The sequence below is a fragment of the Synechococcus sp. R5-15 genome, assembly GCF_047462035.1.
Classification (GTDB): Bacteria; Cyanobacteriota; Cyanobacteriia; order Thermostichales; family Thermostichaceae; genus Thermostichus.
The window spans coordinates 16,467-40,861 of sequence record NZ_JANSIK010000033.1 but is presented as its reverse complement, the minus strand read 5'-3'; the positions used below and the strand labels follow the sequence as shown (position 1 = coordinate 40,861).

Here is a 24,395-nt window from a genome sequence, read left to right as displayed (position 1 = left end):
GTTTTCGACTCTGGATCCCGCATAAGCTGAGGTGCAACTCTGGAAAGATGGCTAAGTCCAGAATAAACCCAAATGGGGATCCCTACCGGCTAGACTTTGCCCCATCTGGGCTGCCAAGGCGGGAGCCAACAGGCCCACACTGAGAATCGCGTCCAGAACTAGCGCACCCACCAGGGATGTGCAATCGACCCCGATCACCTGACTAACTGCTGCCCAAGCCCGCAACTTGGATCTTAATTCTGGGCTCTTTCTCAGTTGCTGTAGATTTTGCCCAAGGCAGCCAGCGGACGAGTGCGGCGGGCGCGGCCCTGCATTCCCGATAGAACCCCCATCGTCAACACAAAGGGCAACGCCTGGATCAACACGGGCGGCATCACATCTCCCCCTTGCAGTTGAATGGCCAGGGCGTCGGTGGCCCCAAACAACAGCGTCGCGCCCAGGATCCCGAAGGGGTGCCACTTGCCAAAGATCATCGCTGCCAAGGCGATAAGGCCCTTTCCTGCTGACATGTTGCGGACAAACTGGTTCAAAAAGCCAATGGAAAGGTAGGCCCCCGCCAGGCCCCCCAACAGGCCGGAGAGCAGCACCGCCGCGTAGCGCATACCCAGGACATCCACCCCCATGGTGGCAGCAGCCTGAGGATGCTCTCCCACCGCTCGCAGCCGCAAGCCCCAGGGTGTTTTGAACAGCAACCACCAGGAGATTGGCACCAACAGAAAGGCCAGATACACCAAGGGGCTAAACCCATGCCACAGCGGCAGCCGATTGACAATTTCTTGAGAGTTGGTGGTGTTGCCGTAGAACGATTGCAGCACCAGCGAAGGCACGCTCATGGCCAACAGGTTGATGGCAGTGCCGCTGACAATTTGATCGGCTCTGTAGCGGATGCACATCAGCGCATGCACAAAGGCAATGGCCACCCCCCCTAAGGCGCCGGCCAACAAACCCACCCAAGGGATCCAACCCACCTGAGCTGCTGGAGTCTGGGCCAGAAGGGAAGCTTCCAGGCGTTGGGTGGTTACCGCCGCCGCCAAAGCCCCAAACAAGATGATCCCCTCCAGGGCAATATTGACCACGCCGCTGCGTTCGGAGTACATGCCCCCCAAGGCCGTGAGCAACAGAGGGGTAGTGGAGCGCAGGGTAGCCGGGATCAAAGTCCAAAACAGAGTTGCCATATTGCTCCGCAGCGCCAGCGCAAACGAGATCTCCGCTCAGAGGTACTCAAGTTGAGCGTTCATCGCAGTCCATTTCCACCTGGGCTGCCTGCAAGGGATCCGTGAAATAGCCGGGCAACAGGCCGCCTGCAGCAATGAAAAGGTGTAGGTGATCAAGTCCACTTTGGTGCTCAGCTTTACAAAAAAAGGCGAATCGGGCGAGGAGCCTAAGCCGGGCCGCAGCAACCCCACCACCACCGCCCCTGCTGCCACCGCCGCCCCCAAGGCACTCAGGGGTACGATGATCTGCCGCTGCCGCACCAAAAAAGCTTTTCCTCCCGGCAACTGCAGCCGCCCCAGCAGCAACAGCAGCAGGGCATAGGCAAAGCTGGCATAGCCAGCCAAAGAAGGGCTGAACCGCCGCAACGGCAACCGAGCCGGCGGGATCCCTTCCGCCAGGGCCGCCCCATTCACCGCCCCCACTGCCCCATAAAACCAGAGCAAGCCCAGCCCAAATAGAACCAGACCGACCACTCCCAAGCTGTACAGCCAGCGGGCCCGCACTTGCCGCTCCTTGATCCCCAGAGCCAGACATGACAACAGCGCCAACAGCACCCAGGCCCAGCTCAACCCTGGGATCCAACCCACCGCCAAAGTCTCCGGGATTCCCAACTGCTGCGGGTCGATGAGGCCAAAGGTTCCCGCCAGCACCCCTGCTCCGCCGAACTCCCGCCTCAGCATCCACTCAGCATCCACTAAGGGCAGAGCAAAAACAGCAAAACGGCAATCAGATTGGTCAGCAACAGCAGCATGGGCAGAGATTCAACAAGACCAAGGAGGGCCATCCGACAAAGATAGCAGCCAGCCCTCTTCTCAGCTCCTCAGCTCAAGACACTTCTCACGGGAAAGTGTTCCGCACCTCTGCTGCGGACAAGGCCAGTTGGATCTGTTCTGGCCTCAGGTCTCGAATCAAAGTAGTGCGCAGAGGTGCTGGGATCAAAATCGCGTGTGAGCAAATCTGCCAAAGCTGCCTGCTGCTCTGGCGTAAGCCGCCGCAGATAAAAATCCAACTGCCGGCTCACCGTGCCATTGTGAGCAAACTGGGCCAGATCCTCCACGGGCAAGGAGAACTCAATCAAACAAAGGCGGCAGAAACACCCCCAAGCGCTCTGCACCCCCCATCTGGCCCAGACCGAAGAAAACTGCCCCCAATCCCAGAGCCAAGGCCAACAGTCTCCGTGGCCAGTTCATGCCTAGAGTACTCCCTTCGAACTAGGGATCCCTTCTTGTCGGCGGGGATCCCGTTCTACGGCCATGCGCAGGGCACGGGCAAACGCCTTAAAACTGGCCTCGACAATGTGGTGGGCGTTGAGACCGGCAGCTTGGCGAATGTGCAAGGTAAGCTGGGCGTGGTTGACCACCGCCTGATAAAACTCCCGCACCAACTGGGTTTCGTAGCGGCCAATGCGCTCTGTGGGCAGCTCCAGGCCATAGCTGAGGTGAGGGCGACCCGAAAAATCCAGCACCACCTGCACCAGGGCTTCATCCAAAGGCGCCCAAAAATGGCCGAAGCGATGAATGCCCCGCCGATCCTGCAAAGCCTGCGCCAGAGCCTGTCCCAGCGTGATGCCCACATCTTCGTTGGTGTGGTGATCGTCGATGTGCAGATCCCCTATGGCCTTGATCTGCAAATCGATCAACCCGTGGGTGCTGAGCTGGGCCAGCATGTGATCCAAAAAGGGGATCCCGGTGTCGATCTCGTAGTGGCCGCTGCCATCCAGGTTCAGATGAATTTGAACATCCGTTTCCCCGGTGCGACGGTGAACAGAGGCCGTTCTGGGCTGGAGCAGGCGCGAGGAGTCGTTCGCGTCAGCGGTGCGGAGCACTTTGGCAGTCATGGGATAAAGTATCGAAGCAGGCGGGAAGTCCCAGCTCTAGGATCGCACAAGCCCGCCGCCATCGACACCTTCACCCATGCAGCAGGTGAGAATCCCTTCTCTGCCGGGGATCCTGATCCCAGCCCCCTGGACACGGGGATAGGTGTGACAGGGATCCCCTACAGGCAAGCCGGTGGGGCCGATCCTCTGCGCCCTCACCCCTTGGGAGAGGGGAGCTAGCAGGTTCAGCGGGATTTGAAATAGCCTATAAGACAGCTTCTCCCGAAATCGCTGTAGATTGCTGAAGGAAATTGTTGAAAAGGGGGTTGCCGTTTGCAGGATTGGCAGCAAATCCAACAGGCCCTCAAGCAACACTGGGGTTACGAGACGCTGCGCCCACCGCAGGATCAGGTGATCCAGGCTCTGCTGGACAAGCGCGACGCGCTGGTGGTGCTGCCGACGGGGTTTGGCAAATCCCTGTGCTTTCAGCTAGCAGCTCTGCTGCAAAGGGGGGTGATGCTGGTGGTTTCACCCCTAATCGCCCTCATGGAAGACCAAGTTCAGGATCTCTGGAAACGCAAGCTGCCGGCAGCCTGTCTCCACAGCGAACTGGATCCAGCCCTGCGCAAGCGGGTGTTGAAGGCCCTTGAGGAAAACCGACTGCGCCTGCTCTATCTGGGGCCGGAGACCCTATTCAGCCCCCCCGTTTGGCAACGGCTGCAACAGCCTCAGGTGCAAATCAACGGCCTGATCGTGGATGAGGCCCACACGTTGGTGCATTGGGGGGGATCCTTCCGGCCCGACTACCGCCGTCTGGGATTGCTGCGCCCGGCTCTGGCCCCGGTGAAGCCCTCTTTTCCCATCGCCGCTTTTACCGCCACGGCTGACCCCCAAACCTGCAGCCGCCTCAGCCAAATCCTGGGGCTGCGGGATCCGGAGCACATTCGCGCCGATCCCCTGCGGGCCAACCTCTCCCTCAATGTGGCGATAGCCTGGAGCCCGGCGGATCGCCGTCGTCGTCTGCTGCGATTCCTGGGCGAGAATCCCGGGTCGGGTCTGGTGTATGTGCGCACCCGGCGGGATGGGGAAGAGCTGGCCGAGTGGCTGGGCCGACAGAACCTAAAAACCGCCACCTACCATGGGGGGCTGGAAGCGCGATCCCGCCGCCGGCTAGAACGATCCTGGCTGCAGGGGGAACTGCGCTTTCTGGTCTGCACCAACGCCTTCGGCATGGGGATCAACAAGCCGGATGTGCGTTGGGTGCTGCATTTTCATCCCCCGCCCAGCTTGATGGATTATTTACAAGAGGTGGGACGAGGCGGTCGGGATGGTGGCCCTTGCCGGGCCCTGATGCTGGTCTCGGAGCCGACGGGCCTGCTGGATCCCAGCGATCGCCGGCGCCAAGCCTATTTCTATTCCCAGCAGGAGCGCCTTCAGGCCCGAGCACGCCACCTGCTGCAAACCTTGCCTCAGCAGGGATCCTACGCCGACCTGCCGCCTGGAGAGGCACGGGTGGCCTTGGGTCTGCTGCAGGAGATGGGCTGTTTGCGGTGGCCGGATCCCTTTCACTTTCAGGTGTTGCACCGCCGTTGGCAGCCTTTAAGACGAGAGGATCCCTGGCAAGGGATGGAAGCCCTCATCCACGCCCGCGGCTGTCGGTGGCAGGCGATCTTGCCCTATTTTGGCTACCCTGGGGAGCAGCCCGGCCTGCCCTGTGGCACCTGTGACCGTTGTCGGCTTTCTCGTTAGCCCTCAACAGCCCGCTGCGAGCCGCAACCGGCAGGAGTGGCTATCACGATCTGCGTTTCTGCAAAGGGAGCAGTTCCCCTTGCTGACGAACTTTCGGCTGTGCCTATGAGTGTTTCCGGATCTCCGCTCGAGGAACTTGACCGACCCTTGTCCCTAGCCCGGCAGGTGGCGCAACTGTTGGTGGTGCCGGTCTCGGCCCGTCTGGGATCCCAGTCTCCTCCCCGAGAGATCCTCAAACGGCTTATCCAGGAGGTGGGGATCGGGGGCATCTGGCTCACGGATGGCCACGTGGCCGAGGCCCTGCTGCTGATCGAGGAGGCCCAGTCTTGGGCGGCTCTGCCCCTTTTGGTGGCAGCCGAGGCCGGTCGTGGGCTGGCCCTACAGGGGGCTACCTCTTTTCCCCATCCCCTGGGGTTGAGCCGTCTGGGATCAGAGGCAGAACGCTGGGCGGAACAGTGGGGTCGGATCACGGCGCGGGAGGCGGCGGCCATCGGCATCAATTGGTTGCTCAGCCCGGTGGCAGAGCCGCTGGGGGAAGGGGCGCTGGCGGAGGATCCCCTATCTGCTTTGCAACTGGCGCGAGCTTTTGTGCGCGGATGTGAGCAAGCGGTTCCAGAAGGGATCCTGACCACGGCCAGCTCCTTTCCGGGCAAAGGCTGGAGGGATCCGGTTCAGGCCGGACTGAAGCCATCCCCAAAGACAACAGACACCCCCTGGTGCCCCCGATTAACCCTGACCCTAGCCCAGCTCCAAGAGGGACCTTGGCTGCCTTTTCGAGGTTTGGTGGAGCAGGTGGGGGCGATCTTGGTTTCTCATGTGGTGCTGCCGGAGTGGGATGAGCGCTGGCCTGTCACCCTGCTGCCGGGGCGGCTGACCCAACTGTTGCGCCAGGAATGGGGGTTTGGCGGGCTTATTGTTGTGGACAGCCTCGATCAAGGCTGCTTGGCAGAGCTGGCCAATGCTAACGGGCCCAACTCATTGGCCGTGCGGGCTTTCCAGGCCGGTGCCGACCTAATTTTGGCCCCCCCCGATCCGATGGCATCCTTGGCAGCCGTTTTGGAAGCGGTGCAACAGGGATCCCTCAGCACAGACCAGCTTGCCCAGTCGGTGACGCGGGTGCTGCGGGCCAAACAGCGACTCCTACCCGCCGCCTCAGCTCTCCTCCAACAGGTGTGGCCGGCCCTGGCAGAAACCGACTTCAGCGCCCTTGGCGGATGGATGGGAGCCAAGGATCCCACGGATCCGGCCCTCAACCGTGGCTCTCCAGCCGAGCAACTGAAGCCTTTGCTGTTGGGGGATCCCATCTCCAAGGACAAGGACTCCGTTCCGCGGACGCGAACGGCGTTGGGAAAGTTGTTCAACAGGCGCTCCCACCTGACCTCTGCTCTGCACAGAGCCGCACAGCTGGGATCCCTCTTGGCCGAGAAGGATATCGCCCCCTGTCAAGCGGCTATGGCCCGCGGTGGCGTGGAAGGAGGCCGGCCCCTCAGCCCGCCCGCAGAGCCCGGATGGTTGAACTGGATCTGGCAGGATCCCCCCTTGGGTGCTGCCGATGTGCAGTTGCAGTCTCCCGCCCTCCATGTTCCGGCTGCCCTGGGCATGCTTCCTGTGCTCAGCGATGCCCTTACCCCCCTGCCTTGGTTGGAAGCCGCTCTAGACAACGCCCCAGGATTCATCTTCCAAGGTTTCCTTCGGGATCCCTTGCCCAACTATGTGCTGGATTGGCTGCAACAGCATCGGGAGCGGGTGGCAGCGGTCGTCATTTATGGTAATTTATCTCTCTACCGCCGCCTGCAGGCGCACTTTCCATGGGCCAATGCCATCCACAGCCTCAACCGGGATCCCTGGGCTCAAGCGGAGGTGATGGAGCGGCTCTTTCCCAACCGTTCCCCCTCAGAGGGATCAAAGTCTCACGTGGCCCAGCCAACCATTAAGAAAAAGTAAATACCTTTACAGATTATTGGCAGGGAAAGGCTCCTGAGTTATCGTGTTGGTTGAAATGTAAAAGATTGAAACGGTTTCTCTCAGCGTTGTCTGTGTCTCCCTCCCTCTCAGAGACCACTCAATCCCGCAGCAGCCAGTCATCAACTGGCAGTTGCGTCGGCTTTGAGCAAAAGCGACTTCAGCCTTCATCCCAACAGCGTTTACAACCCTTCCTCAAATCCTTGCAGCGATTCTTTACAAGTGTCTGGGCTCAGAAAACTCGGCTGGGTCTTGCCCTCCTCGGCCTAGGGCTGGCGATATTGACCTGGGCTTGGCTAAGTGCTGAGGCTCGTCTGGATCCCTACACGGAAGCCGTCCTCAGCTTACAGGGGCAGGTTAGCCATGGTGCATCCTTGTTTGCCCTCAACTGTGCAGCCTGCCACGGAGAAGAAGCGGATGGGCGAGTGGGGCCCAGTCTGCGGGGGGTGAGCAGCCGCCGCTCGGATCGGTTTATTATTCAGCAGGTGACCGGTGGCAAAACGCCTCCCATGCCCCAGTTCCAGCCGGATCCTCAGGAGATGGCAGATCTGCTCAGCTACTTGAAAACCCTCTGAGGCCGTTTCATGGGCCTGGCCCAGCAGCTTGCTTGCTATGCTCTCTGGCTGGCCTCCGTATTCGCTTTTGCGGAATGGTTGCGCTCCCGCCAGGTGGACGGGGAATGGGTGCGCAAGGCCATTCACATTGGTGTGGGCAATATCATTTTGTTGGCTTGGGCTTTGCAAGTGCCTCGCTGGCTAGGGGTGGGATTCTCTCTGGTGTTTGCCGGCTTGGCGCTGCTCTCCTACCGGGTGGCCATCTTGCCCAGCTTGAATGGAGTCGGTCGCCGCAGCTTTGGCACCTGTTTCTACGCCGTCAGCATTGGCCTGCTGCTGTTTTGGTTCTGGCGTCCCCAGCGACAGGTCTTCGCGGTGATCGGCATATTGGTGATGACGTGGGCCGACGCCTTGGCAGGGTTAGTGGGCAAAACTTGGGGCAAACACCCCTACCAACTGGGATCCATTCAAAAAAGCTGGGAGGGATCCCTGACCATGTGGGCGGTGAGCAGCTTGGTGATCGCGGCTCTGCTGCTGGGGTACTTTGGCTTCTCCCCCCCTTTGCTGGCTATCAGCCTCTTGGTGGGGGGGATAACCATGGGGCTGGAGGTGTTCTCTTGGTGGGGGTTGGATAACCTGACCGTGCCCCTGGCCAGTGCCGGCCTCTGTTTCGTCTTGATCCAGATCCTCAATTATTTGTAACGCTTGCTACAAAACGTTCCTCTCCCGTCCCCGGCGGTATAGCGTGGAAACAGCCCTTTCTTCTTCTCCACCATGGCTGCAAGTCCTGCGCTGGCCTCTTCTGCCCCTCCCTCTCCCGCCCACATCTGTCCCTTTGCCCAGGCTTGTAGCTACCTGGATTGGGCAGCTGGCGAGCTGAAGCTGGATCCCGGCTGGGTGGCAATCCTCAGCACCCCCCGCAAAGTGGTGACGGTGGCGATCCCCGTGCGGCTGGACAACGGACACATCCAAGTGCTGGCGGGCCATCGGGTGCAGCATTGCAACGTTCTCGGCCCCTACAAAGGGGGGATCCGCTACCATCCCGCGGTCACCCTTGAAGAGGTATCGGCCTTAGCGATGCTCATGACCTGGAAATGTGCCCTTATGGGCATTCCCTACGGTGGGGCCAAAGGGGGGATCCCCCTCGATCCCAAGCGTTATTCGGTCTCGGAGCTGGAGCGCATCACCCGCCGTTACACCAGCGAGCTGATCAAGGATATCGGCCCTGCAGAGGATATCCCCGCTCCAGACATGGGAACTTCCGCCCGCGAGATGGCCTGGGTGATGGATACCTATTCCATGAATGTTGGGCATGCGGTGCCGGGAGTGGTGACGGGCAAACCTCTCTCGATTGGGGGATCCCGAGGGCGAGAACTGGCCACCGGACGGGGGGTGATGATCACGGTACGGGAAGCCTTGGCCCGACATGGTGGATCCCTGGCAGGGGCAACGGTGTTGATCCAAGGCTTTGGCAATGTGGGCGGGGCAGCGGCCAGCTTGCTGCATCAGGCAGGAGCCAAAATTGTGGCGGTTTCCGGCAGTTCTGGGGGCCTTTATAACCCCAAAGGACTGGATATCCCCGCCCTCAAAGCCCACATGAAGGAACAGGGAGGCCGCATGGCGGGCTTTCCGCAAGCTGAGCCCATTAGCAATGCCGACCTGCTGGTGCAAAAAGCGGATGTGTTGATCCCTGCCGCTCTGGAAAATCAAATTACCGAAGCCAATGCCCACCAAATTCAAGCCCGGATTGTGGCAGAAGCTGCCAACGGGCCAACCACCCTTGCCGCCGACCGGATTTTGGAATCGCGAGGGATCCAGGTATTGCCGGATATCCTAACCAATGCCGGTGGAGTGGTGGTGAGCTATCTGGAGTGGGTGCAGGGACTCTCTTACATCTTCTGGGATGAGGAGCGGGTCAATCAAGAGATGGAAGGTCTGATGGTACGTGCCTTTGAACGGGTGGTGCAAGAGGCTGAACGGCGGCAAGTGTCGCTGCGACTGGCTGCCTACACCCTGGGGGTAGGCCGAGTGGCGCAAGCCCTACAGGATCGCGGCCTTTACCCGTAGACCGGGAACTCTTGGCTCAACAAGCCTACTTGCCAAGGTTCGATTGCCCTTTTCTCAAGCCCGACGGCGTTCTTGCTCTTCCTGCTGCTGCCATTGCTTGAGCAGCTCTTTTGCCGCCTGTGGGGTAAAGTAGTCCAGCTCCATCAGCTTACGGTAGGTCAGAATTTGCCGCATCTCCAGGGGCATGTCTGCTTTTTGGTAGAAGTAGCGAATGCGATTGATGTTTTGCTCCATTTCTGTAAACTCTTGCTCCCGCTTGATCTGCCTTTCCTGCTTGAGCACTTCATGGGGAGCGGACAGGCGGCTGTAGTTAGGGATCCGTTGCGTGCCTGTGGTTTTGCTGGCAGCAGGCAGACGGTGGCCTCCGGTTTGTCGGCTGTTGGCCTTGTTGGAATTGAAGAAGAAAGAGAGCATCGGCAAACCTCACACAAACAGATAGATAAACGGCGGCAGCTTAACGCCAAGTCAACAATATCAAGTTTAGGTGAAGAAGCCTGTGATCCAGATCCTTCTTGGAAAAACCCGTACTTCCGGCGCGGCGCTGTATCTCTCTGCTTTTCCCACCCCCGCGGATGGTCAAGGAAAAGCTGGGGTTTGGCCTCAAGCCAATCTATTCATGAGTCCAGCCTACCGTGTTTACACGGAAAATGACTGAGATCACGTCCGAGAGTACAAGGTATTTAAGTATCTTCACGTCTTTTCGTTCGAGATACTTGTATCGGATATATCTTCCCACCAGCCGCTACAGGTGGGATTCATCTCCGCTCAGCAGCCAAGTGACCGATACCCCCAACGCCTTGGCAAAGGCCACCAGTTCCTTGTCGATGACGCGCCGTTTTCCCTTTTCCACCTGGCCAATTTTGACGTAGTCCAACTGCACACCGTACTTGGCCAAGCGACCCGCCAGTTGATCTTGGGTGAGTTGCAGCTTCTCCCGTACCCAGCGCACCCGCTCCCCAATCAAGTTGGCCGATGGATGGTGCCGGTCGTTAGACTCCATAGGAGCAGAAAGCCGTAAATATTCTTTTCCAGACTGAGGAAGTTGAGGGATCCTCACATGGTAGCCTGAGCTGGCAAGGTTCCCTTTTCCTGGGATCCCACCCGGCAGCCGTTGAGCTGACTGGCTCAGGAACAATCTTATCTCAAGGTCTAGATCGAAAATCGCTTACCGCTTTTTGCCGGGCAACCCCTTGCCTACAAGGACTTGACGGATGGGATCCCTGCTGTTCCCGCATCTAAACGGAAAAATCTCCGGACAAAAAAGAGGGTCATGATCGATTTTCGCTCGCAGCAGCAGCAGAAACCTTTTTAGACTGGGAGATGAAGTTCTCTCCTCACCTGGCCGTGGTTTTTTCTCGTCCTCATCCTGAACACTCTGCCTCTTCGCCTCAGGAGTTCGACGATCTCTGGTTCGACCCCGAGTCTGCCCCTCAAGACGACCTCGCAGAAGTTGACTCAGAGCCAGGGGCCGGCGGATCCCGGTTGAATGAAGACGCTGTCGATCACTACCTGAATACCATCGGTCGCGTGCCCCGCATCGATCACGCTGAGGAAATCGAGTTGTCGCGCAAAATTCAGCAAAAGCTCCTCATCGACCAAGCCCGGCAGGAATGGCGGCAACGGCGGGGGGAGGATCCCAGCGATGAGGCTCTGGCCGAGGCCCTGCAGATTTCCGTATCCACCCTTCGCTCCCGCATCCGACAAGGGGAGCAGGCTCAGCGCAAGCTGGTCAACGCCAACCTGCGCCTGGTGGTCAGTGTTGCCAAAAAATACCTCAATCGGGGGGTGCCCTTTTTGGATCTGATCCAAGAGGGCAATATCGGGTTAATTCGGGCCACCGAAAAATTCAATGCCGAACGGGGGTTTCGCTTCAGCACCTACGCCCATTGGTGGATTCGCCAAGGCATTACCCGCTGCATTGCCAACCAAGCGCGGACGATTCGCCTGCCGGTACACATGGTCGACAAAGTACGCCTGCTCAAGCGCACCAACCGCGAGCTGATGAAGCTGCAGGGGAGGCGGCCCACCGAAGCGGAGCTGGCAGAAGCCTTGGGCATTAAAGTCAAGAAACTGCGCATGATCCAACAGGCTGCTGCTTTGCCCCTGTCGCTGGATGTGCCGGTCGGCCAGGAAGGAGAAAGCCGCCTTGGAGATTTGCTGCAAGATGAGCGGCAAGAGCAGCCCTTTCAAGGGATCCTCGTGCAATCGATGCAGCAGGATGTGCGTTCTGCCATGCAAACCCTGAAGCCGATTGAGAGGCAAGTGCTGGAGTTGCGCTATGGGTTAGACGGGCAACAGGCGAGAACCCTGCGGGAGGTGGGGGATCACTTCAACCTAACGCGGGAACGGATTCGTCAGATCGAGCGGGATGCCCTGCGCAAATTGCGGGTGGGCTATTCTTCGCGGGCTTTGGCCCAGTACATTCGCTAGTGGCTACAGGCCTGGCAGACCGATTTCCGGGCCAGCTTCTGCCCAGGGATAGCCTTTTTTCAATCTTCTTGGGTTGAACACCATAGCCCCTTGCAGCGGCGATGATAAGGATCCCTTATCCCCTGAGCCTATTGGGGCTGATGACCCCCCGGCTACCTCATCTTCACGACCAGAGCCAGTGGGAAGGACTTTGGCAGCTAACCTCTTTGGTCGTTGAGGAGTTGGCTGATCGGTTTCCTCTGGCGCTCAGGCATTGTAGTCATTCCAAACGAGATTGAGACACTCCCGCTGCCGCCCAAACGCTTCGCGCCGCTGCCGCGACCCCTCTCCCAGGGGGAAAAGGATTGGTCTGCTGGCTTGACTTCCCAGAGGTGCCTAGGATTCGGAACACCTGTGCGCCGAGAAAGAAATTCTTAAAAAGCCTTCGCCAGCCACAAAACCGCATTTAGGATTGGCTTCGAGGAATAGTCAGCGAGTAACCTGCGTCTTTGTTTCCAGATGGCCCGATACCAAGCCGGCTAGGCTTTTTCAGCCCAGCCTCTTTTTCAGTGCAGATGCTCGAGCCGTCAGCCCAGTCTTTGCTATGCCTTCAACTGCAATGGATTCTTCGATCTTTCATCAATCCCAACCTTCTTCCCAGCGGAATCCTGTGCTCTCAGACAAGCTTTCCCTGCGTATGGGACAAGCCCTACTGGGGTTAGCATTGGCCACTTGGCTGCTGATGGGGTTAGGCAGTGCCACCCGCGTCATGAATGCTGGGCTGTCCTGTCCAGATTGGCCCCTTTGCTACGGGGCAATTGTGCCCAGCCAGCAGATGAACCTACAAGTCTTTTTGGAATGGTTTCACCGCATGGTGGCTTCTGGGGTAGGCTTGGCTACGCTGGTTCTGATGGGGTTTGCTTGGCTGAAGCGTCAGGCATTGCCCACTTGGCTGCCCTGGGGTTTGAGCTGGGCTTTTGTTCTGGTCTTGATGCAAGGGATCCTGGGTGGGCTGACGGTCACGGAGCTGCTGCGCTTTGATATTGTGACGGCCCACTTGGGCACGGGCCTGCTGTTTTTTGCCACTTTGCTCACCCTGGGATTACTGATCTGGACAAGAGCCGGTTCTAAGGACTCCATCCTGCCGCTGCGACTGGGTGAAGGGCCATTTTCCGTCGGCTACTTGCCTTGGCTGGGCTTGGGGGCGGTGCTGCTGGTGTATGTCCAGAGCCTTCTGGGCGCCTTGGTGGCCTCCCAATGGGCTTTGCATCAATGCTTTGCTGCCGGCGAGCTGTGCTGGGTGATGAATAGCCACTTGCTGGGGGTTGCTCCGGCCACCCTTGGGGTGTTGGCGGTAGCGGTGGCCACCGGGCTGCGGCGCAAGCGGATCCCCCGCCTTCTCAAGTTCTTGGGCCATGGGTCTGTTGGCCTGCTGTTGGCCCAGGTGGGGATCGGTGTTTTGACCTATCATTACCGGCTGCAGGTAGAACCCCTAACGGTGGCCCATCAGATGATGGGGGCAGCTTTGCTGGCCTGTCTGCTGGGTTTTACGGTGCTGGCCTGGCGAATGCGAACCCAGGGGGAAGAAGGCCAGTGGATGGCCATGACCGCAGAAATGACCGGTGAGTGAATTTCATGCAAGATAGCGTTTTAGTCGACCGTCAGGCTTCCTACCAGAACCCGATGGGGGGGATCCCCTCTGAGCAGAGCCCATGTGCTCTGGGGTGCGAGCGCCAGGCGCTTGTCCAGGTTTTGCGCAGCTACAGCCAGTTGGTGAAGCCCAAGATCATCGCCCTCTTGCTGATGACGACGGCTGGGGCCATGTGGATGGCAGGCAACACCGACCCGTTCAGGTTTTTCATCACCCTTTTGGGGGGAGGAATGGCGGCGGCGGCAGCCAACGTCATCAACATGGTGTATGACACCGATATCGATCGGATGATGGAGCGAACCCGTCATCGCCCCTTGCCTTCCGGTCGAATCCGAGCGCAGGATGCTCTGATTTTTGCCGGGATCCTGGCTTTGACTGCTTTTGGGCTGTTGGCCACGTTCACCAACCTGCTGGCTGCCAGTTTGGCCATGGTGGGGATCCTGGTGTATGTGGGGGTCTATACCCACTGGCTGAAGCGTTCCAGCACGCAAAATATTGTCATCGGTGGAGCGGCAGGAGCGATCCCACCTTTGGTGGGCTGGGCAGCAACCACAGGCGAGCTCAGCTGGGCCGCGTGGGTGATGTTCGCCATCATCTTTTTGTGGACTCCACCCCACTTCTGGGCTTTGGCCATTCTGAAGCGGGAAGACTATGCCCGTGCCGGGGTGCCGATGCTGCCGGTGGTAGCGGGCGAAAGACTCACTGCCGCACAGATTTTGCTCTACGCGCTGCTGATGGTTCCGGTCAGCCTGTTGCTGGTTTACCCCTTAGGGATGCTGGGATCCTTTTATCTGAGCGCGGCGGCGCTGCTGGGATCCCTCTTGGTTTGGAAGGCGGTGCAGTTGCTGCAGGATCCCTGCGACCGAGATCGGGCGGCCTCGCTCTTCACGTTTGCCAACCTGTATCTGCTGCTGTTGTGCGGGGCCATGGGTCTGGATAGGTGGTCGTTAACCCACATCCTCTGGAGCCAGGCCACTGCGTCCCTCCAAGGGATTTACACCACCCTCATAGCGCTGGCCAGCTGACTTGCGCGAATGGGGGATCCCTGGGTTGATAACCCCCGTTGGCCAGCCGGTTTTTCCTCAAAATTGCGGCCCATTCTCAGAGAGTGACACTCCATACCGTGCAGGGTAGAATGAGCTAATCATTAGCCAAGCAAGACACACCCGGCCATGACCAATGAGGAAATTGAGACGCGGTTTGTCCAGTTGGCCGAAGCTGTGACCAGGGTGGCCAATACAGTTGCCCAGGTTACCGATGCTCAGCTTGCCTTGCAGACCCTTTCAGGGCGTCTCGCCGAAGTCGTCCTGGAGTTAAGGCAGGAAGTGCGAGAATTGCGGCAGCGGCAGGCCGAGTCGGATCAACGCTTTGAGGTTCTCCTTCAGGAAATCCGCTTCTTAATCCGCCGTCAGGGAGAGGGGCAAGCGTGAGTTGGGAAATCGCCTGGTGGAAGCCCCTGAGATAGGTCAGGATCCTCTCCGTGGAAAGGGTGAAAACAGCGGAGGATCCCTTGCTGCCTAAGGTTTGCTCCCAAGCAGAATACTTTCATTATTTCAAACAGCAATGAAACGGCTTGCTGCGTCGATCCCTAACTCCCCTCTCCCAGGGGGAGAGAAGAAGCCCAGAAGCCTTGCTGGATAGGACTGTCTGGGCTTGGGGAGATGTTGCTGAACCGTTTCGCAACGCATAGTCACTTATCTCACCGTCAAGGTGAAACAAACAACCGCTTGCTTCCTGCTAAGGCCTCCGGCCCGCTAGCGCAAGCAGTAGAAATAGATGGTAATAGAAGCCACGACTGCTATCGGCCCTCTGGGGATGGAGCTTAGCGGACTTGAACCGCTGACCCCTTCAATGCCATTGAAGTGCTCTACCAACTGAGCTAAAGCCCCAATCACTTGGCTTCGAGCCAGAATCCCGCTCAAGGATCCTACCCTCTACTCCAGCTTACACTGGCAACCTGCAGAAGATGCCTCAGCGGTAAAAAACGCTGGAACCTGATCGTAAATAAGTGGAGGATCCTTGTCAATAGCTTGGATGGCTCAACCGAGATGAGGAGTTTGCTTGGTTCTCAGCCTTTTGGTGTCAGACGTTGCGAGAAGCCCGCGGGGTGGTAGAACGGAGTCAGTGGCAATTGAGGGGCCTGTGACACAAGAAACTCAGCTTAACCGCATTTTGGCGGCTTCTTTGCTGGTCGTCTGCCTTATTGCGGCCATTGTCGGGGGCACGCGCCCTGCCCCAGAGCCTACCCGAGGCGGGGTTGGCCTAGAGGCCGCACGGGGGGCGGATCGCATCGAGGTGGTCACCCTGGAAGGAACGATAGGCGGCCCAGGGGGTTCGACTTTGGTAGGCCTGCCCACTTCTCCTGTGGAACAGTTGCGGGAGGCAGCACGGGATCCCTCTGTCAAGGCTGTATTGCTGCGCATCAACAGTCCCGGCGGAGCTGTGGGATCCAGCCAGGAACTCTACCGTGCCGTAACTGCTCTGCACGAGGCGGACAAGCCGGTGATCGCTATCCTAGAAAACATTGCTGCCAGTGGGGGGTACTACGTGGCCAGCGCTGCCGACAAAATCTATGCCAACCCCGGCACCCTGACCGGCAGCATAGGGGTTATCATCAGCGGCCTCAGCTTTGGTAAGCTGCTGGAAAACTACGGGATAGAGCCGCAGACCTTCAAAACCGGCGAGTACAAAGACCTTCTCTCTCCTTTCCGCAGTGCCACTCCTCAAGAGCAGCGCCTTCTGCAAAACTTGGTGGAGGATACCCTCGAGCAGTTCATTCGCGATGTGGCCCAAGGACGCCAGCACTTGCCAGAGAAGGCAGATGAGGTGCTGGAGGCGGAGATGATCGCGCGGCGGCAGAGCTTGGATGAAGCCCGGGTGCGACAGTTGGCCGATGGGCGCATCTTCACCGGGGCACAGGCTGTGGAGGTGGGCTTGGTGGATGCTTTGGGGGGCTACACCGAAGCGGTGGAGGATCTGCGGCGCATGACCGGGGATCCCTCTTTGTCGCCGGCGGGTGAGGGAGAGGGCTTCCAACGAGTACTGCGACGCCTGTTAAGCCAAGGACTGTCCTCGCAAAGGCAAGCCGCTTGGCTGGGCCGGCTGTTGGAGAGCAACGAGGCTGTTGGGATCCCAGACGTGCCGTTGCTGTGGATGGCGCCGGAGTGGACTTTGCGCTAAACCTAAATCTAATCAGGACGGGTTTTGGGTGTGGGGGGTGAACGGTGAATCGAGAACCGGTCGCGCCGGCGGCGCAGGGCACTTTGAGAGCAGCTGCTCTGGGAGTGCAGGGCAATACTTGGAGAGAGGGATCCCAGAAGGCCAATTCCTTGGCGGAGCTGGATTGGGCCATCGACCTGGAGCTGTTGACCAGTCGGGCTTGGGTGGAAATTGACGCAGCCCAGCTGCGAGAAAACCTGCGGCTGTTGCAGAGGCGCCTAGGCTCAAACGTCGAGATCTGGGCGGTGGTGAAGGCCAATGCCTACGGGCATGGGGCGCAGTTGGTGGCTCCCGTGGCTGTTGCGGCTGGGGCCAAGGGGCTATGTGTGGCCACCCTGGCCGAAGGGATCGAGTTGCGGCAAACGGGGCTGCAGGCTCCGGTTCTGGTGTTGGGAGCTTTGAATACTTGGGCGGAGCTACAGCAGGCCATGGCAGCCCGGTTGGAGGTCAGCCTCACCTGTGCAGAGCAAATCCCGCTGATGCGCCAGGTAGCCCGTTGGGCCGGGCGCCCCGTCCCGGTGCATGTCAATGTGGATACGGGTATGACCCGTTTGGGGATCCCCTGGAAGGAAGCTGCAGCCGTGTGGGGGCAGATTTGTCGGATCCCGGAGCTGGAAGGCTGTAGCTTGTTTTCCCATTTGGCGACGGCGGACGAGCCCCATTCTCCAGTCATGGAACAGCAGCACGCCCGCTTTGCCCAGGTGGTGGAACAGATCCGCCAAGCCGGGGATCCCTTACCGGCGCTGCATCTGGATAACTCAGCCGGTGCTTTAACCCATCTCCACTACTCCCGTGTGCGTTTGGGGTTGGTCCTCTATGGCCTGTCCCCTGCCCCTCACTTGCCGGTGCCAGGTCTGCAGCCAATTCTGCGGCTCAAGGCGCGGCTGTCCCACATCCAAACTGTGCCTGCTCAAACTGGCGTGAGCTATGGGCATCGCTACATCACCTCTCGCCCCAGTCGCATTGCCACTCTGGCCATCGGCTATGCGGATGGGATCCCACGGCGGCTTTCCGGCTGGCTGCGAGGATGGGTGCGCGGCGGCTTGATCCAACAGGTGGGCACAATCACGATGGATCAATGTATGTGGGATGTAACCGAGAGGCCGGATATCCAGGTGGGGGATGTGGTGGAGCTGCTGGGCCCCAATCTGGCAAATGCGGGTTTATCTGTGCAGGATTGGGCCGATCAGTTGGGTACTATTTCCTATGAGTTGCTGTGTGGACTTTCTGCCCGTCTGCCAAGAGTGTTGGTTAATTCTCTGGGTTTTGATGATGCCTGACACGACAGATTGGATTGCCTCAAGCACGGATAGGAGCGGGCCAGAGGCTGTTCGCGTCGGCAGCAGAGGGCTTGACTTGACGTGTCAACAGAGAGTAGAGCAGCATCGAAGGTAATCGAGGGCACTCCTGATCACTGAAAACAGTGACTTGGCGGCGGGTTCGGTTCCCATTGGGAGGTAGCGATGGCGGAGCAACATAAGCCTCTGAAGAGCCTGGAAAATCAAATGGAACGGGCTGTTCTGGAGATGGTCAATGAAATCCTGCTGATGGAGAGTCAACAGCGCTACTGCTTCTGCGAGAAATTCTGTAACGATGCTGCCGCCCTGGCTTTGAACAACCTCCAGCCTCGATACGCCACCAGTTTTCACGGCTCTCTCCGAACTTTAGAAGCCATTCAAGCGGATCAGGAGTTGCAGAGGCTGATCCGATTGGAGGTGGTGAAGGCCATGGACAAGGTGGCGGCCAATCCCCGTTGCCCGGAGCCTGAATGTCCTTTGCTGCTGCGCGACGCCGAGACGATAGAGTTAGAACTGGCCCCTAGCGACAATTGAAGAAATGGCTCTGATGGAGCTGCGCTCCGCTGGCGCGAACGTTTCCCCTTCGCCGGTGGCCTTTCTTGGCCCTGCTGGAACCTACACAGAGTTGGCAGCTTTGCTGGCCTGCCCTGAGCAGCCTCACCTGCACAGCCAGGGATCCCACCCCTTAGTGCCTTATCCAACGATCAGCGCCTGTCTAGAGGCGGTAGCTGCCGGCCAGCAACAATGGGCGGTGGTGCCGGTGGAAAACTCGGTGGAGGGGGGGGTCTCGATGACCTTAGACGCCCTCTGGCAACTGGAGGGGCTAGGGATCCGGCAGGCGCTGATCCTGCCCATTCGCCATGCCCTCATCGGACGTGCCTCGCGGTTGGAGCAAATTGAGCAGGTCTACTCCCACCCGCAAGCTTTGGCCCAATGTCAGGCTTGGCTGAGATCCCATCTGCCCCAGGCCACTTTGATCCCAACCCGCTCGACCACCGAAGAATTGGATCGCCTGCAGGAGCAGCCCAGCGCCGCCGTCATCGCCTCAGAACGAGCTGCCACCCTCTACCAACTGCCGGTCTTGGCCTGCCCGATCAACGATCACCCCGACAATTGCACTCGCTTTTGGGTTATTGGCCGTGCGCCGCTCTCGCGTTCCGGTCAACAGGGTGAAACCTCTGCCGATCCTGCTTCTCCGGGGGGATCCCATACTTCCTTAGCCTTCAGCCTCCCCCACAACGTGCCGGGAGCGCTGCTGAAACCTCTGCAAGTGTTTGCGGAGCGAGGCCTGAATATGTCTCGCATTGAGTCGCGCCCCACCAAAAAATCGGCAGGGACGTATGTCTTTTTTGTCGATTTGGAGAACCCTATCGGCCAACCCTATTTGGATGCCGAGGTGGTTGCGGCGCTGGAATCAATTGCTGAAACCTTGAAGCTCTTCGGCAGCTACCCTGTGCATGACCTCTGCAAACAAGGGGATCTATCCCAAGTAGCAAAAGACCTGCCCTCTGAGGGGAAAGCGCGTCCAGCGTAGCCAAGTCTTTCAAACCGTTGAATCCATCTGAGTCATCAGGCCCGAAAGCTGGGAGCGACACCCGATAGAGTCATTTCAGGTTAGGGTGAGACGCCTGGGCTGCTGATCGCGCCAGCGGGACGGAGTCCTTGAAAAGCCTTCTGGATCAGTGCATGCAACATTTTGGGTTTGAGTTCAGTGTCCCAGTTTAAATCCAAATGACCGTAGCTTGGAACCAGGACTGCTGTCCCGAGCACTGGGGCAGACCAGGATCACTTCACAGAGCTCGATAACCTTGCCAGGCTTGCCAAAAAATGTAAAGAGAAAGAATGGCCAGGAAGCCCCGAAACAACAGACTGACGGTTTCATCGGGCAATTTGGGCAGGGTGCGTGTGCTGATCTGTACACCGATTAACCCCCCTGTGCCCAAGATTAAACCTGGGATCCAGAGCACATTCTGGTGGATGGTGCCGTCCCCGAACCCCAGGCCATTCCAGATCCAATCGCTGAGGCCCGCATGGCTGGCAGTGGCAGCAACTGCTGTGATCACAATGGCCCCCAGACTGGTCTGAATCGCCACTTTGATTGTCTCTTTCAGCAGCAGGATCTGCATTGGCACCAGGATCACCCCACCGCCGATGCCAAACAGCCCGGCCAACAAACCGGCAGTGCCGCCGGTCAGGGCGCGGGCTAACCAGGGAGACATCTGCCCTGAGGACTCCGTCCCGCTGAGGTGCTCGGCACCGCTGACGTCAGCCCCCAATTCTTGGGCCTGGATAACCACCTTTTTGTTGAGTTGCACCAGGTAAGTGTTGGCCAGCAGCAACACTCCAAACGCTGCCAACAGCAGATAGCTGGGAAGGCGACTGGCGATAATTGCTCCTACTTGAGCCGTAAGCAACGCTGGGATCCCCAGCAGGATCACCCGTTTCAAATCAAGCATGCCCATCCGCCAGTTTTGGATGCTGCCTGCAATCGAGGTCATAACAATAGAAAGATTGCTGGTGGCTGCAGCTTGAACCGGTGGGATCCCCAAGCTGACCTGTAAGGGCACCAGGATCACGCCACCGCCAATGCCCAGCACCCCGGCCAGGATCCCTGCCACCAGGCCGCCAATTGCCAAGGCCAACTCCATCCCCTACCACTCCCCACCGCTGCTCTATCTTGCTGGCCAAAAAGCCGCCATCATCGTAACATTCTCCAGTCCTGGCAAGACTAGCAGGGATACATCGGTCGAGAAGCCTTGGGTGTGGGGTTGAAAAGAGGCGCATCATAATAATGTTGGACAGTAAATATTGGACAGTCGTACCGCCTTGGTGCAGATCGCGCCAGCATGTCAACTTCATCCATAGGCAAGGAAGCCTTCATGGTTGCCATCCATCCGGCAAATGATCTGGGTGCTCTGAAAAATCTAGGTTCCACGGCAAGAGGATCCCAGCCTGCTTGGTGGCCTCCATCTGGGCGGCAACAGGGAACTGTGGCCCCTCTGCAACCTCTGGGGCTGGTTGCTTTGGAAGGTTTGGCCACCTGGGGAGATCGCCTGTTGGGCTTGGATCGGGTGAGGGGCTATTTGGTGGAAATTCAAGAGCACAACACCCTGCTGCTCAATCCCCATCATGTCCATTCTTTCCAAGGCGCTTACGGTTTGTGGGTAGAGTCAGAAGGGGATCAAGCGTGGATTTGGCTCAGTCGGGAGCAAGAGGGGCAAATCTTGCGCATTCCCATGTCCGCTCTGCAGCAACCGGGATCCCTGGAAGCCTTTCCAGTGTGTAGGTGCCCCTACCCTATCGAAGGGATCGCCCTCTGGAGCGATCCCCACACGGGAAACCGCTACCTCTATGCCACCTGCTACCGACGGGAAAAAATCCTGCAACTGGATCCCAGCCGTGGTCTCATCGTGCAGGAGATGCCTGCCCCTGGGGTTGGCCGAGAACAGATTGCGGTGCAGGGAGACTACCTCTGGGTGAGCGATCGGGTGGAAGAGACGATCTACGTGCTGGAGCGCCAGACCGGGCGAGAACTGGCCCGTATCCTCACCCCTTCTCCTGGGCCGACAGGCTTGGCCTACTGGCGGGGGCAACTCTGGGTGGCCTATGCCCACGAAGAAGCCTACATCCACGACAACCCCAACGCTCCGGATCCCTTGTCGGTGGCCCTGCGCGATAAAACCTGGGTGGCCCCCCTACGCCTGCGGCCTTTGGATCCCCCTAGCTCCCCCGACCCCTCTGGCGGCAGTGGAACCGAGGCCGAGGATTCCCCCATTGCCTGTCCGGTAGTTTTTCAGCCCCAGTGTCTGGGGGAACGCGCCACCTACACCCTCTCCCACGGCTATCGGGTGGAGCTGACCTATGTGGAAGAAATTGCCCAAGAAGAGCCGCGCTTCCTGCCCGATTTGGTCTGGCGAATTGCCTTGCCCTGCAACAGCCTTCGCCAACGGGTGCGCAGCCTGCACTGGGTAGGTCTGCCGTTTGAAGTGGAAGAGCAATCTGGCCAACAGGTGGCGGTGTTTTCGCTGGGATCCCTGGGGGCCCATGAGGTGCGCTTGTTTGGCTGGCGGGCGGTGCTGGATCTCTACAGTATCAAGTACTGCATCGATCCACTGGATGTAGAGGCTGCCGTTTTGCCCAGGGAGCTGCGGGATCGCTACTTGGTGGACGATGACTACCTGGCCATGGACACCTCGATTGTCCGAGAGGCAGCGCGGCTGGCCGTTGGCAGCGAGACCAACTTGCTGCGCAAAATGCTCAATATCCGGGCCTATGTTTACGACAAGCTCTCCTACCGGGTCACCTCTCGCATTGATCCGCCGGATGAGGTTTTGCGGCGTGGCTCCGGTTCTTGTGGCGAATATGTGGGGGTGCTGTTGGCTTTGGCCCGCCTCAATGGAATCCCTTGCCGCACGGTGGGGCGCTACAAATGTCCTCCCCATCCAGAACTGAAAGGGATCCCGCTGTTTCCCCAGTACAACCACGTGTGGATTGAGTTTTATCTGCCCGGCTGGGGTTGGGTGCCGATGGAGTCGAACCCCGACGATCGGGGGGAGCGCCCCTATTCGCAGCGCTACTTCATGGGCTTGCCCTGGACCCATGCCGAGATCGCCAAAGGGATCCCTTTCGAGACGATCAACACCGACCAAGCCTCAATTGGGGAGCTGGCCATTAACCATGTGCAGTTTCGCATCTTAGAAGAAATTTGAAAGGCGAATAGAGTGAGAAAACGGGCCTGAGATTGGCCAACACTGCTCCGGGAGTGATTTTTGCCGAAGATAACAATGTGGCTCCTGATGTGGTGTGGGTGAGCCGGTCTCGACTGAGAACAGCGCTGGGGGCGGATGGCAAACTCCACAGTGCCCCAGAATCGGCGGTAGGAGTGCTGAGCCCTGGAGCTCGCAATATTGGCCAAGATAAGCAAACTAAGCTCAAGCTTTACAGTCGGCGTGGGGTACAGGAGTATTGGGCGGTGGACTGGCAACAGCAACAAGCGGAAGTCTACGGAAGTCTACCGACGCCATCAAGGGCAGTTGGTGCTGATCAAAACTTGCTTGGGAAAGATGAATTGGACTCGAATTGGACTCGCCGTTGCTGCCGGGGCTTGCGTGCCCGATTTCACAGCTGTGGATGCCACCTCTTGCCTGAGTCTGGTGGGAGCCCCATTGCTCGCTCGAAAAGCTGCCACCCGAATGGGGAGCTGTCAATAGAGCTGCACTCCGCGGGCGCGAATGTCGCTTTTTCTTCCCCAGCCTGATGCTGGAATGGCTATGGGCCAACAACAGGGCTCTGCCCCCATCTGGGGCTTGCGTTAAAGACTAGGATAGGAGACTACGGCGGGGCTTGGCTTCGCTCCAGGCACATCCATCCAGAGCAATCCGCTCTACCTCCGAGGCCAGCCTCAATGCTTTCAGGGCCTGTTCCCCGCCCACAGAAGGTTGGTTGCCTCCCCGCACGCAGTTGATGAAGTGCTCCAGTTCGGCATGAAGCTTGTCGATATTGTCGGTGTGGACTTTCTCAATCAAACAATCCCGCTGGTAGGGCATTTGGCCGTAGTCGCTGGTGCTGCTGACGGATCCCTGGCGGTACACCGAGATCTCATTGTGTAGAAAATCTGCTTCCACCAGGGCATTCTTGCAGTGGACGGCAATTTTGCGCACCTTGCGATGGGTGACCTTGCTGGCGGTGAGGGTGGCGATGACGCCGTTGGCAAAAGTGAGAGTAGCCGTGACGTAGTCCAGGTAGCCCAGCTTGGAGATGCGGTTGCCGCTGGCGGTAATCTGGGTCACGGGAGATGGGATCAGCTCCAGCAACAGATCGATGTCGTGGATCATCAAGTCGAATACCACCGACACATCGCTGGCGCGGTCGGAATAGGGGCTGAGACGGTGAGCCTCGAAAGCCAGAGGTTCTTCACTTTGCAAGACTTGGCCCAGCTTTTGGAAAACAGGGCTGAAGCGCTCGATGTGCCCCACCTGCAAAATACAATTGCAATCGGCAGCTCGGTTCACCAGCGATTCTGCTTCGCTGATGCTGGCAGCGATGGGCTTTTCGATCAGCACATGTACCCCGGCCTCCAGGCAGGCCATACCCACCTCGTGGTGCAGAACCGTCGGCACGGCAATGGCCACGGCAGCTACATGGGGCAGCAGATCGCGGTAGTCCTCATAGAAATGAACGCGGTGGCGGCTGGCCACATCCAATCCCCGTTCCACGTTGATATCCGCTACCCCCACGACCCGCACATCCTTCATCAGGCTGAAAACGCGGGTGTGGTGCTGGCCCATGTTGCCTACCCCGATCACCCCAACCGGGACAGCTTGCTCTGAATAAGCCAGTGGACGGCGGGGAGAGTTGGCAGAACTCGGGCAAGATCGGGCCATGACGTTTCCACTACCTCCACCACAAGGGTTTCGCGAACCTCGCTCCATCTTTCGGTAACGGAGCGCCGCATT

23 protein-coding genes and 1 tRNA gene are annotated in these 24,395 nt (G+C 58.9%); 15 read left to right on the top strand and 9 right to left on the bottom strand.

Annotation, left to right across the window (positions count from 1 at the left end):
• Window positions 1-251: 251 nt before the first annotated feature.
• The 4 genes from NW839_RS03600 to hisB all read right to left on the bottom strand — a co-directional run bounded on the left by NW839_RS03600 (window position 252) and on the right by hisB (window position 3,052).
• Window positions 252-1,175 (bottom strand): ABC transporter permease, encoded by a 924-nt coding sequence (locus NW839_RS03600; protein ID WP_414350693.1) that lies wholly within the window; start codon window positions 1,173-1,175, stop codon window positions 252-254.
• Between the two features lie 36 nt (window positions 1,176-1,211).
• Window positions 1,212-1,895, bottom strand: coding sequence for a hypothetical protein (locus NW839_RS03595; RefSeq protein WP_414342254.1), 684 nt, complete (start codon window positions 1,893-1,895; stop codon window positions 1,212-1,214).
• Between the two features lie 140 nt (window positions 1,896-2,035).
• Window positions 2,036-2,236, bottom strand: a complete 201-nt coding sequence (locus tag NW839_RS03590; RefSeq protein ID WP_414380478.1) for a hypothetical protein — start codon at window positions 2,234-2,236, stop codon at window positions 2,036-2,038.
• Window positions 2,237-2,407: 171 nt separating this feature from the next.
• Entirely contained in the window at window positions 2,408-3,052 is a 645-nt protein-coding gene (gene hisB, locus NW839_RS03585) for an imidazoleglycerol-phosphate dehydratase HisB (protein ID WP_414351519.1), read from the bottom strand.
• Window positions 3,053-3,364: 312 nt separating this feature from the next.
• On the opposite strand from hisB, the gene NW839_RS03580 reads away from it, so the two are divergent.
• From NW839_RS03580 to NW839_RS03560, 5 genes are all read left to right on the top strand, one after another.
• Window positions 3,365-4,780 (top strand): RecQ family ATP-dependent DNA helicase, encoded by a 1,416-nt coding sequence (locus tag NW839_RS03580; RefSeq protein ID WP_414351522.1) that lies wholly within the window; start codon window positions 3,365-3,367, stop codon window positions 4,778-4,780.
• Between the two features lie 147 nt (window positions 4,781-4,927).
• Window positions 4,928-6,724 (top strand): glycoside hydrolase family 3 N-terminal domain-containing protein, encoded by a 1,797-nt coding sequence (locus tag NW839_RS03575; RefSeq protein WP_414351525.1) that lies wholly within the window; start codon window positions 4,928-4,930, stop codon window positions 6,722-6,724.
• Window positions 6,725-7,023: 299 nt separating this feature from the next.
• Complete coding sequence (locus NW839_RS03570) at window positions 7,024-7,317, top strand: c-type cytochrome (RefSeq protein WP_369791762.1); 294 nt, start codon at window positions 7,024-7,026, stop codon at window positions 7,315-7,317.
• Window positions 7,318-7,326: 9 nt separating this feature from the next.
• Window positions 7,327-7,998: a diacylglycerol/polyprenol kinase family protein gene (locus NW839_RS03565; protein ID WP_414351527.1), complete on the top strand. Its 672-nt coding sequence runs from the start codon at window positions 7,327-7,329 to the stop codon at window positions 7,996-7,998.
• A 72-nt stretch (window positions 7,999-8,070) separates the two neighbouring features.
• Entirely contained in the window at window positions 8,071-9,363 is a 1,293-nt protein-coding gene (locus tag NW839_RS03560) for a Glu/Leu/Phe/Val family dehydrogenase (protein WP_414351530.1), read from the top strand.
• Window positions 9,364-9,417: 54 nt separating this feature from the next.
• Here NW839_RS03560 and NW839_RS03555 read toward each other — a convergent pair whose 3' ends face one another.
• Together NW839_RS03555 and NW839_RS03550 are read right to left on the bottom strand one after the other, a co-directional pair.
• Window positions 9,418-9,777, bottom strand: a complete 360-nt coding sequence (locus tag NW839_RS03555; RefSeq protein WP_414351532.1) for a hypothetical protein — start codon at window positions 9,775-9,777, stop codon at window positions 9,418-9,420.
• A gap of 328 nt (window positions 9,778-10,105) precedes the next feature.
• Window positions 10,106-10,363 carry a helix-turn-helix domain-containing protein gene (locus tag NW839_RS03550; protein ID WP_041436246.1) on the bottom strand — a complete coding sequence of 86 codons (258 nt, stop codon included), beginning with the start codon at window positions 10,361-10,363 and terminating at the stop codon, window positions 10,106-10,108.
• Between the two features lie 320 nt (window positions 10,364-10,683).
• Here NW839_RS03550 and NW839_RS03545 point away from each other — a divergent pair, with 320 nt between their 5' ends.
• From NW839_RS03545 to NW839_RS03530, 4 genes are all read left to right on the top strand, one after another.
• Window positions 10,684-11,793, top strand: a complete 1,110-nt coding sequence (locus tag NW839_RS03545) for an RpoD/SigA family RNA polymerase sigma factor (RefSeq protein ID WP_414351534.1) — start codon at window positions 10,684-10,686, stop codon at window positions 11,791-11,793.
• Between the two features lie 676 nt (window positions 11,794-12,469).
• On the top strand, window positions 12,470-13,402 hold the full coding sequence (locus NW839_RS03540; protein ID WP_414329307.1) for a COX15/CtaA family protein: 933 nt from the start codon (window positions 12,470-12,472) through the stop codon (window positions 13,400-13,402).
• 53 nt (window positions 13,403-13,455) lie between these two features.
• The gene (locus NW839_RS03535; protein ID WP_414351553.1) at window positions 13,456-14,448 is read left to right on the top strand and encodes a heme o synthase; all 993 of its coding nucleotides are present in this window, start codon (window positions 13,456-13,458) and stop codon (window positions 14,446-14,448) included.
• A 147-nt stretch (window positions 14,449-14,595) separates the two neighbouring features.
• Entirely contained in the window at window positions 14,596-14,853 is a 258-nt protein-coding gene (locus NW839_RS03530) for a hypothetical protein (RefSeq protein ID WP_414330173.1), read from the top strand.
• 386 nt (window positions 14,854-15,239) lie between these two features.
• On the opposite strand, the gene NW839_RS03525 is transcribed toward NW839_RS03530, so the two are convergent.
• A tRNA-Ala gene (locus NW839_RS03525) sits at window positions 15,240-15,312 on the bottom strand.
• A gap of 253 nt (window positions 15,313-15,565) precedes the next feature.
• On the opposite strand from NW839_RS03525, the gene sppA reads away from it, so the two are divergent.
• The 4 genes from sppA to pheA all read left to right on the top strand — a co-directional run bounded on the left by sppA (window position 15,566) and on the right by pheA (window position 19,474).
• On the top strand, window positions 15,566-16,603 hold the full coding sequence (gene sppA, locus NW839_RS03520; RefSeq protein ID WP_414351536.1) for a signal peptide peptidase SppA: 1,038 nt from the start codon (window positions 15,566-15,568) through the stop codon (window positions 16,601-16,603).
• 44 nt (window positions 16,604-16,647) lie between these two features.
• Complete coding sequence (gene alr, locus NW839_RS03515) at window positions 16,648-17,922, top strand: alanine racemase (RefSeq protein WP_414351538.1); 1,275 nt, start codon at window positions 16,648-16,650, stop codon at window positions 17,920-17,922.
• Window positions 17,923-18,105: 183 nt separating this feature from the next.
• Window positions 18,106-18,474: a late competence development ComFB family protein gene (locus tag NW839_RS03510; protein WP_414330167.1), complete on the top strand. Its 369-nt coding sequence runs from the start codon at window positions 18,106-18,108 to the stop codon at window positions 18,472-18,474.
• 13 nt (window positions 18,475-18,487) lie between these two features.
• Window positions 18,488-19,474: a prephenate dehydratase gene (pheA, locus tag NW839_RS03505; protein ID WP_414351555.1), complete on the top strand. Its 987-nt coding sequence runs from the start codon at window positions 18,488-18,490 to the stop codon at window positions 19,472-19,474.
• Window positions 19,475-19,730: 256 nt separating this feature from the next.
• Here the strand turns inward: pheA and NW839_RS03500 are convergent, their stop codons facing one another.
• The gene (locus NW839_RS03500; protein ID WP_011432297.1) at window positions 19,731-20,588 is read right to left on the bottom strand and encodes a sulfite exporter TauE/SafE family protein; all 858 of its coding nucleotides are present in this window, start codon (window positions 20,586-20,588) and stop codon (window positions 19,731-19,733) included.
• A gap of 342 nt (window positions 20,589-20,930) precedes the next feature.
• On the opposite strand from NW839_RS03500, the gene NW839_RS03495 reads away from it, so the two are divergent.
• Together NW839_RS03495 and NW839_RS03490 are read left to right on the top strand one after the other, a co-directional pair.
• Window positions 20,931-22,649: a transglutaminase domain-containing protein gene (locus NW839_RS03495; RefSeq protein WP_414351540.1), complete on the top strand. Its 1,719-nt coding sequence runs from the start codon at window positions 20,931-20,933 to the stop codon at window positions 22,647-22,649.
• Window positions 22,650-22,681: 32 nt separating this feature from the next.
• Complete coding sequence (locus NW839_RS03490; RefSeq protein ID WP_414351541.1) at window positions 22,682-23,197, top strand: Uma2 family endonuclease; 516 nt, start codon at window positions 22,682-22,684, stop codon at window positions 23,195-23,197.
• A 61-nt stretch (window positions 23,198-23,258) separates the two neighbouring features.
• Here the strand turns inward: NW839_RS03490 and NW839_RS03485 are convergent, their stop codons facing one another.
• Window positions 23,259-24,323 (bottom strand): Gfo/Idh/MocA family oxidoreductase, encoded by a 1,065-nt coding sequence (locus NW839_RS03485; RefSeq protein WP_414351544.1) that lies wholly within the window; start codon window positions 24,321-24,323, stop codon window positions 23,259-23,261.
• Between the last annotated feature and the right edge of the window lie 72 nt (window positions 24,324-24,395).

Coding starts and splice junctions, on each gene's coding strand:
- NW839_RS03600 (WP_414350693.1), bottom strand. CDS start 1,175: ATGGCAACTCTGTTTTGGACTTTGATCCCGGCTACCCTGCGCTCCACT.
- NW839_RS03595 (WP_414342254.1), bottom strand. CDS start 1,895: ATGCTGAGGCGGGAGTTCGGCGGAGCAGGGGTGCTGGCGGGAACCTTT.
- hisB (WP_414351519.1), bottom strand. CDS start 3,052: ATGACTGCCAAAGTGCTCCGCACCGCTGACGCGAACGACTCCTCGCGC.
- NW839_RS03565 (WP_414351527.1), top strand. CDS start 7,327: ATGGGCCTGGCCCAGCAGCTTGCTTGCTATGCTCTCTGGCTGGCCTCC.
- NW839_RS03560 (WP_414351530.1), top strand. CDS start 8,071: ATGGCTGCAAGTCCTGCGCTGGCCTCTTCTGCCCCTCCCTCTCCCGCC.
- NW839_RS03555 (WP_414351532.1), bottom strand. CDS start 9,777: ATGCTCTCTTTCTTCTTCAATTCCAACAAGGCCAACAGCCGACAAACC.
- NW839_RS03550 (WP_041436246.1), bottom strand. CDS start 10,363: ATGGAGTCTAACGACCGGCACCATCCATCGGCCAACTTGATTGGGGAG.
- NW839_RS03545 (WP_414351534.1), top strand. CDS start 10,684: ATGAAGTTCTCTCCTCACCTGGCCGTGGTTTTTTCTCGTCCTCATCCT.
- NW839_RS03540 (WP_414329307.1), top strand. CDS start 12,470: ATGGGACAAGCCCTACTGGGGTTAGCATTGGCCACTTGGCTGCTGATG.
- NW839_RS03535 (WP_414351553.1), top strand. CDS start 13,456: ATGGGGGGGATCCCCTCTGAGCAGAGCCCATGTGCTCTGGGGTGCGAG.
- NW839_RS03530 (WP_414330173.1), top strand. CDS start 14,596: ATGACCAATGAGGAAATTGAGACGCGGTTTGTCCAGTTGGCCGAAGCT.
- NW839_RS03510 (WP_414330167.1), top strand. CDS start 18,106: ATGGCGGAGCAACATAAGCCTCTGAAGAGCCTGGAAAATCAAATGGAA.
- pheA (WP_414351555.1), top strand. CDS start 18,488: ATGGAGCTGCGCTCCGCTGGCGCGAACGTTTCCCCTTCGCCGGTGGCC.
- NW839_RS03500 (WP_011432297.1), bottom strand. CDS start 20,588: ATGGAGTTGGCCTTGGCAATTGGCGGCCTGGTGGCAGGGATCCTGGCC.
- NW839_RS03485 (WP_414351544.1), bottom strand. CDS start 24,323: ATGGCCCGATCTTGCCCGAGTTCTGCCAACTCTCCCCGCCGTCCACTG.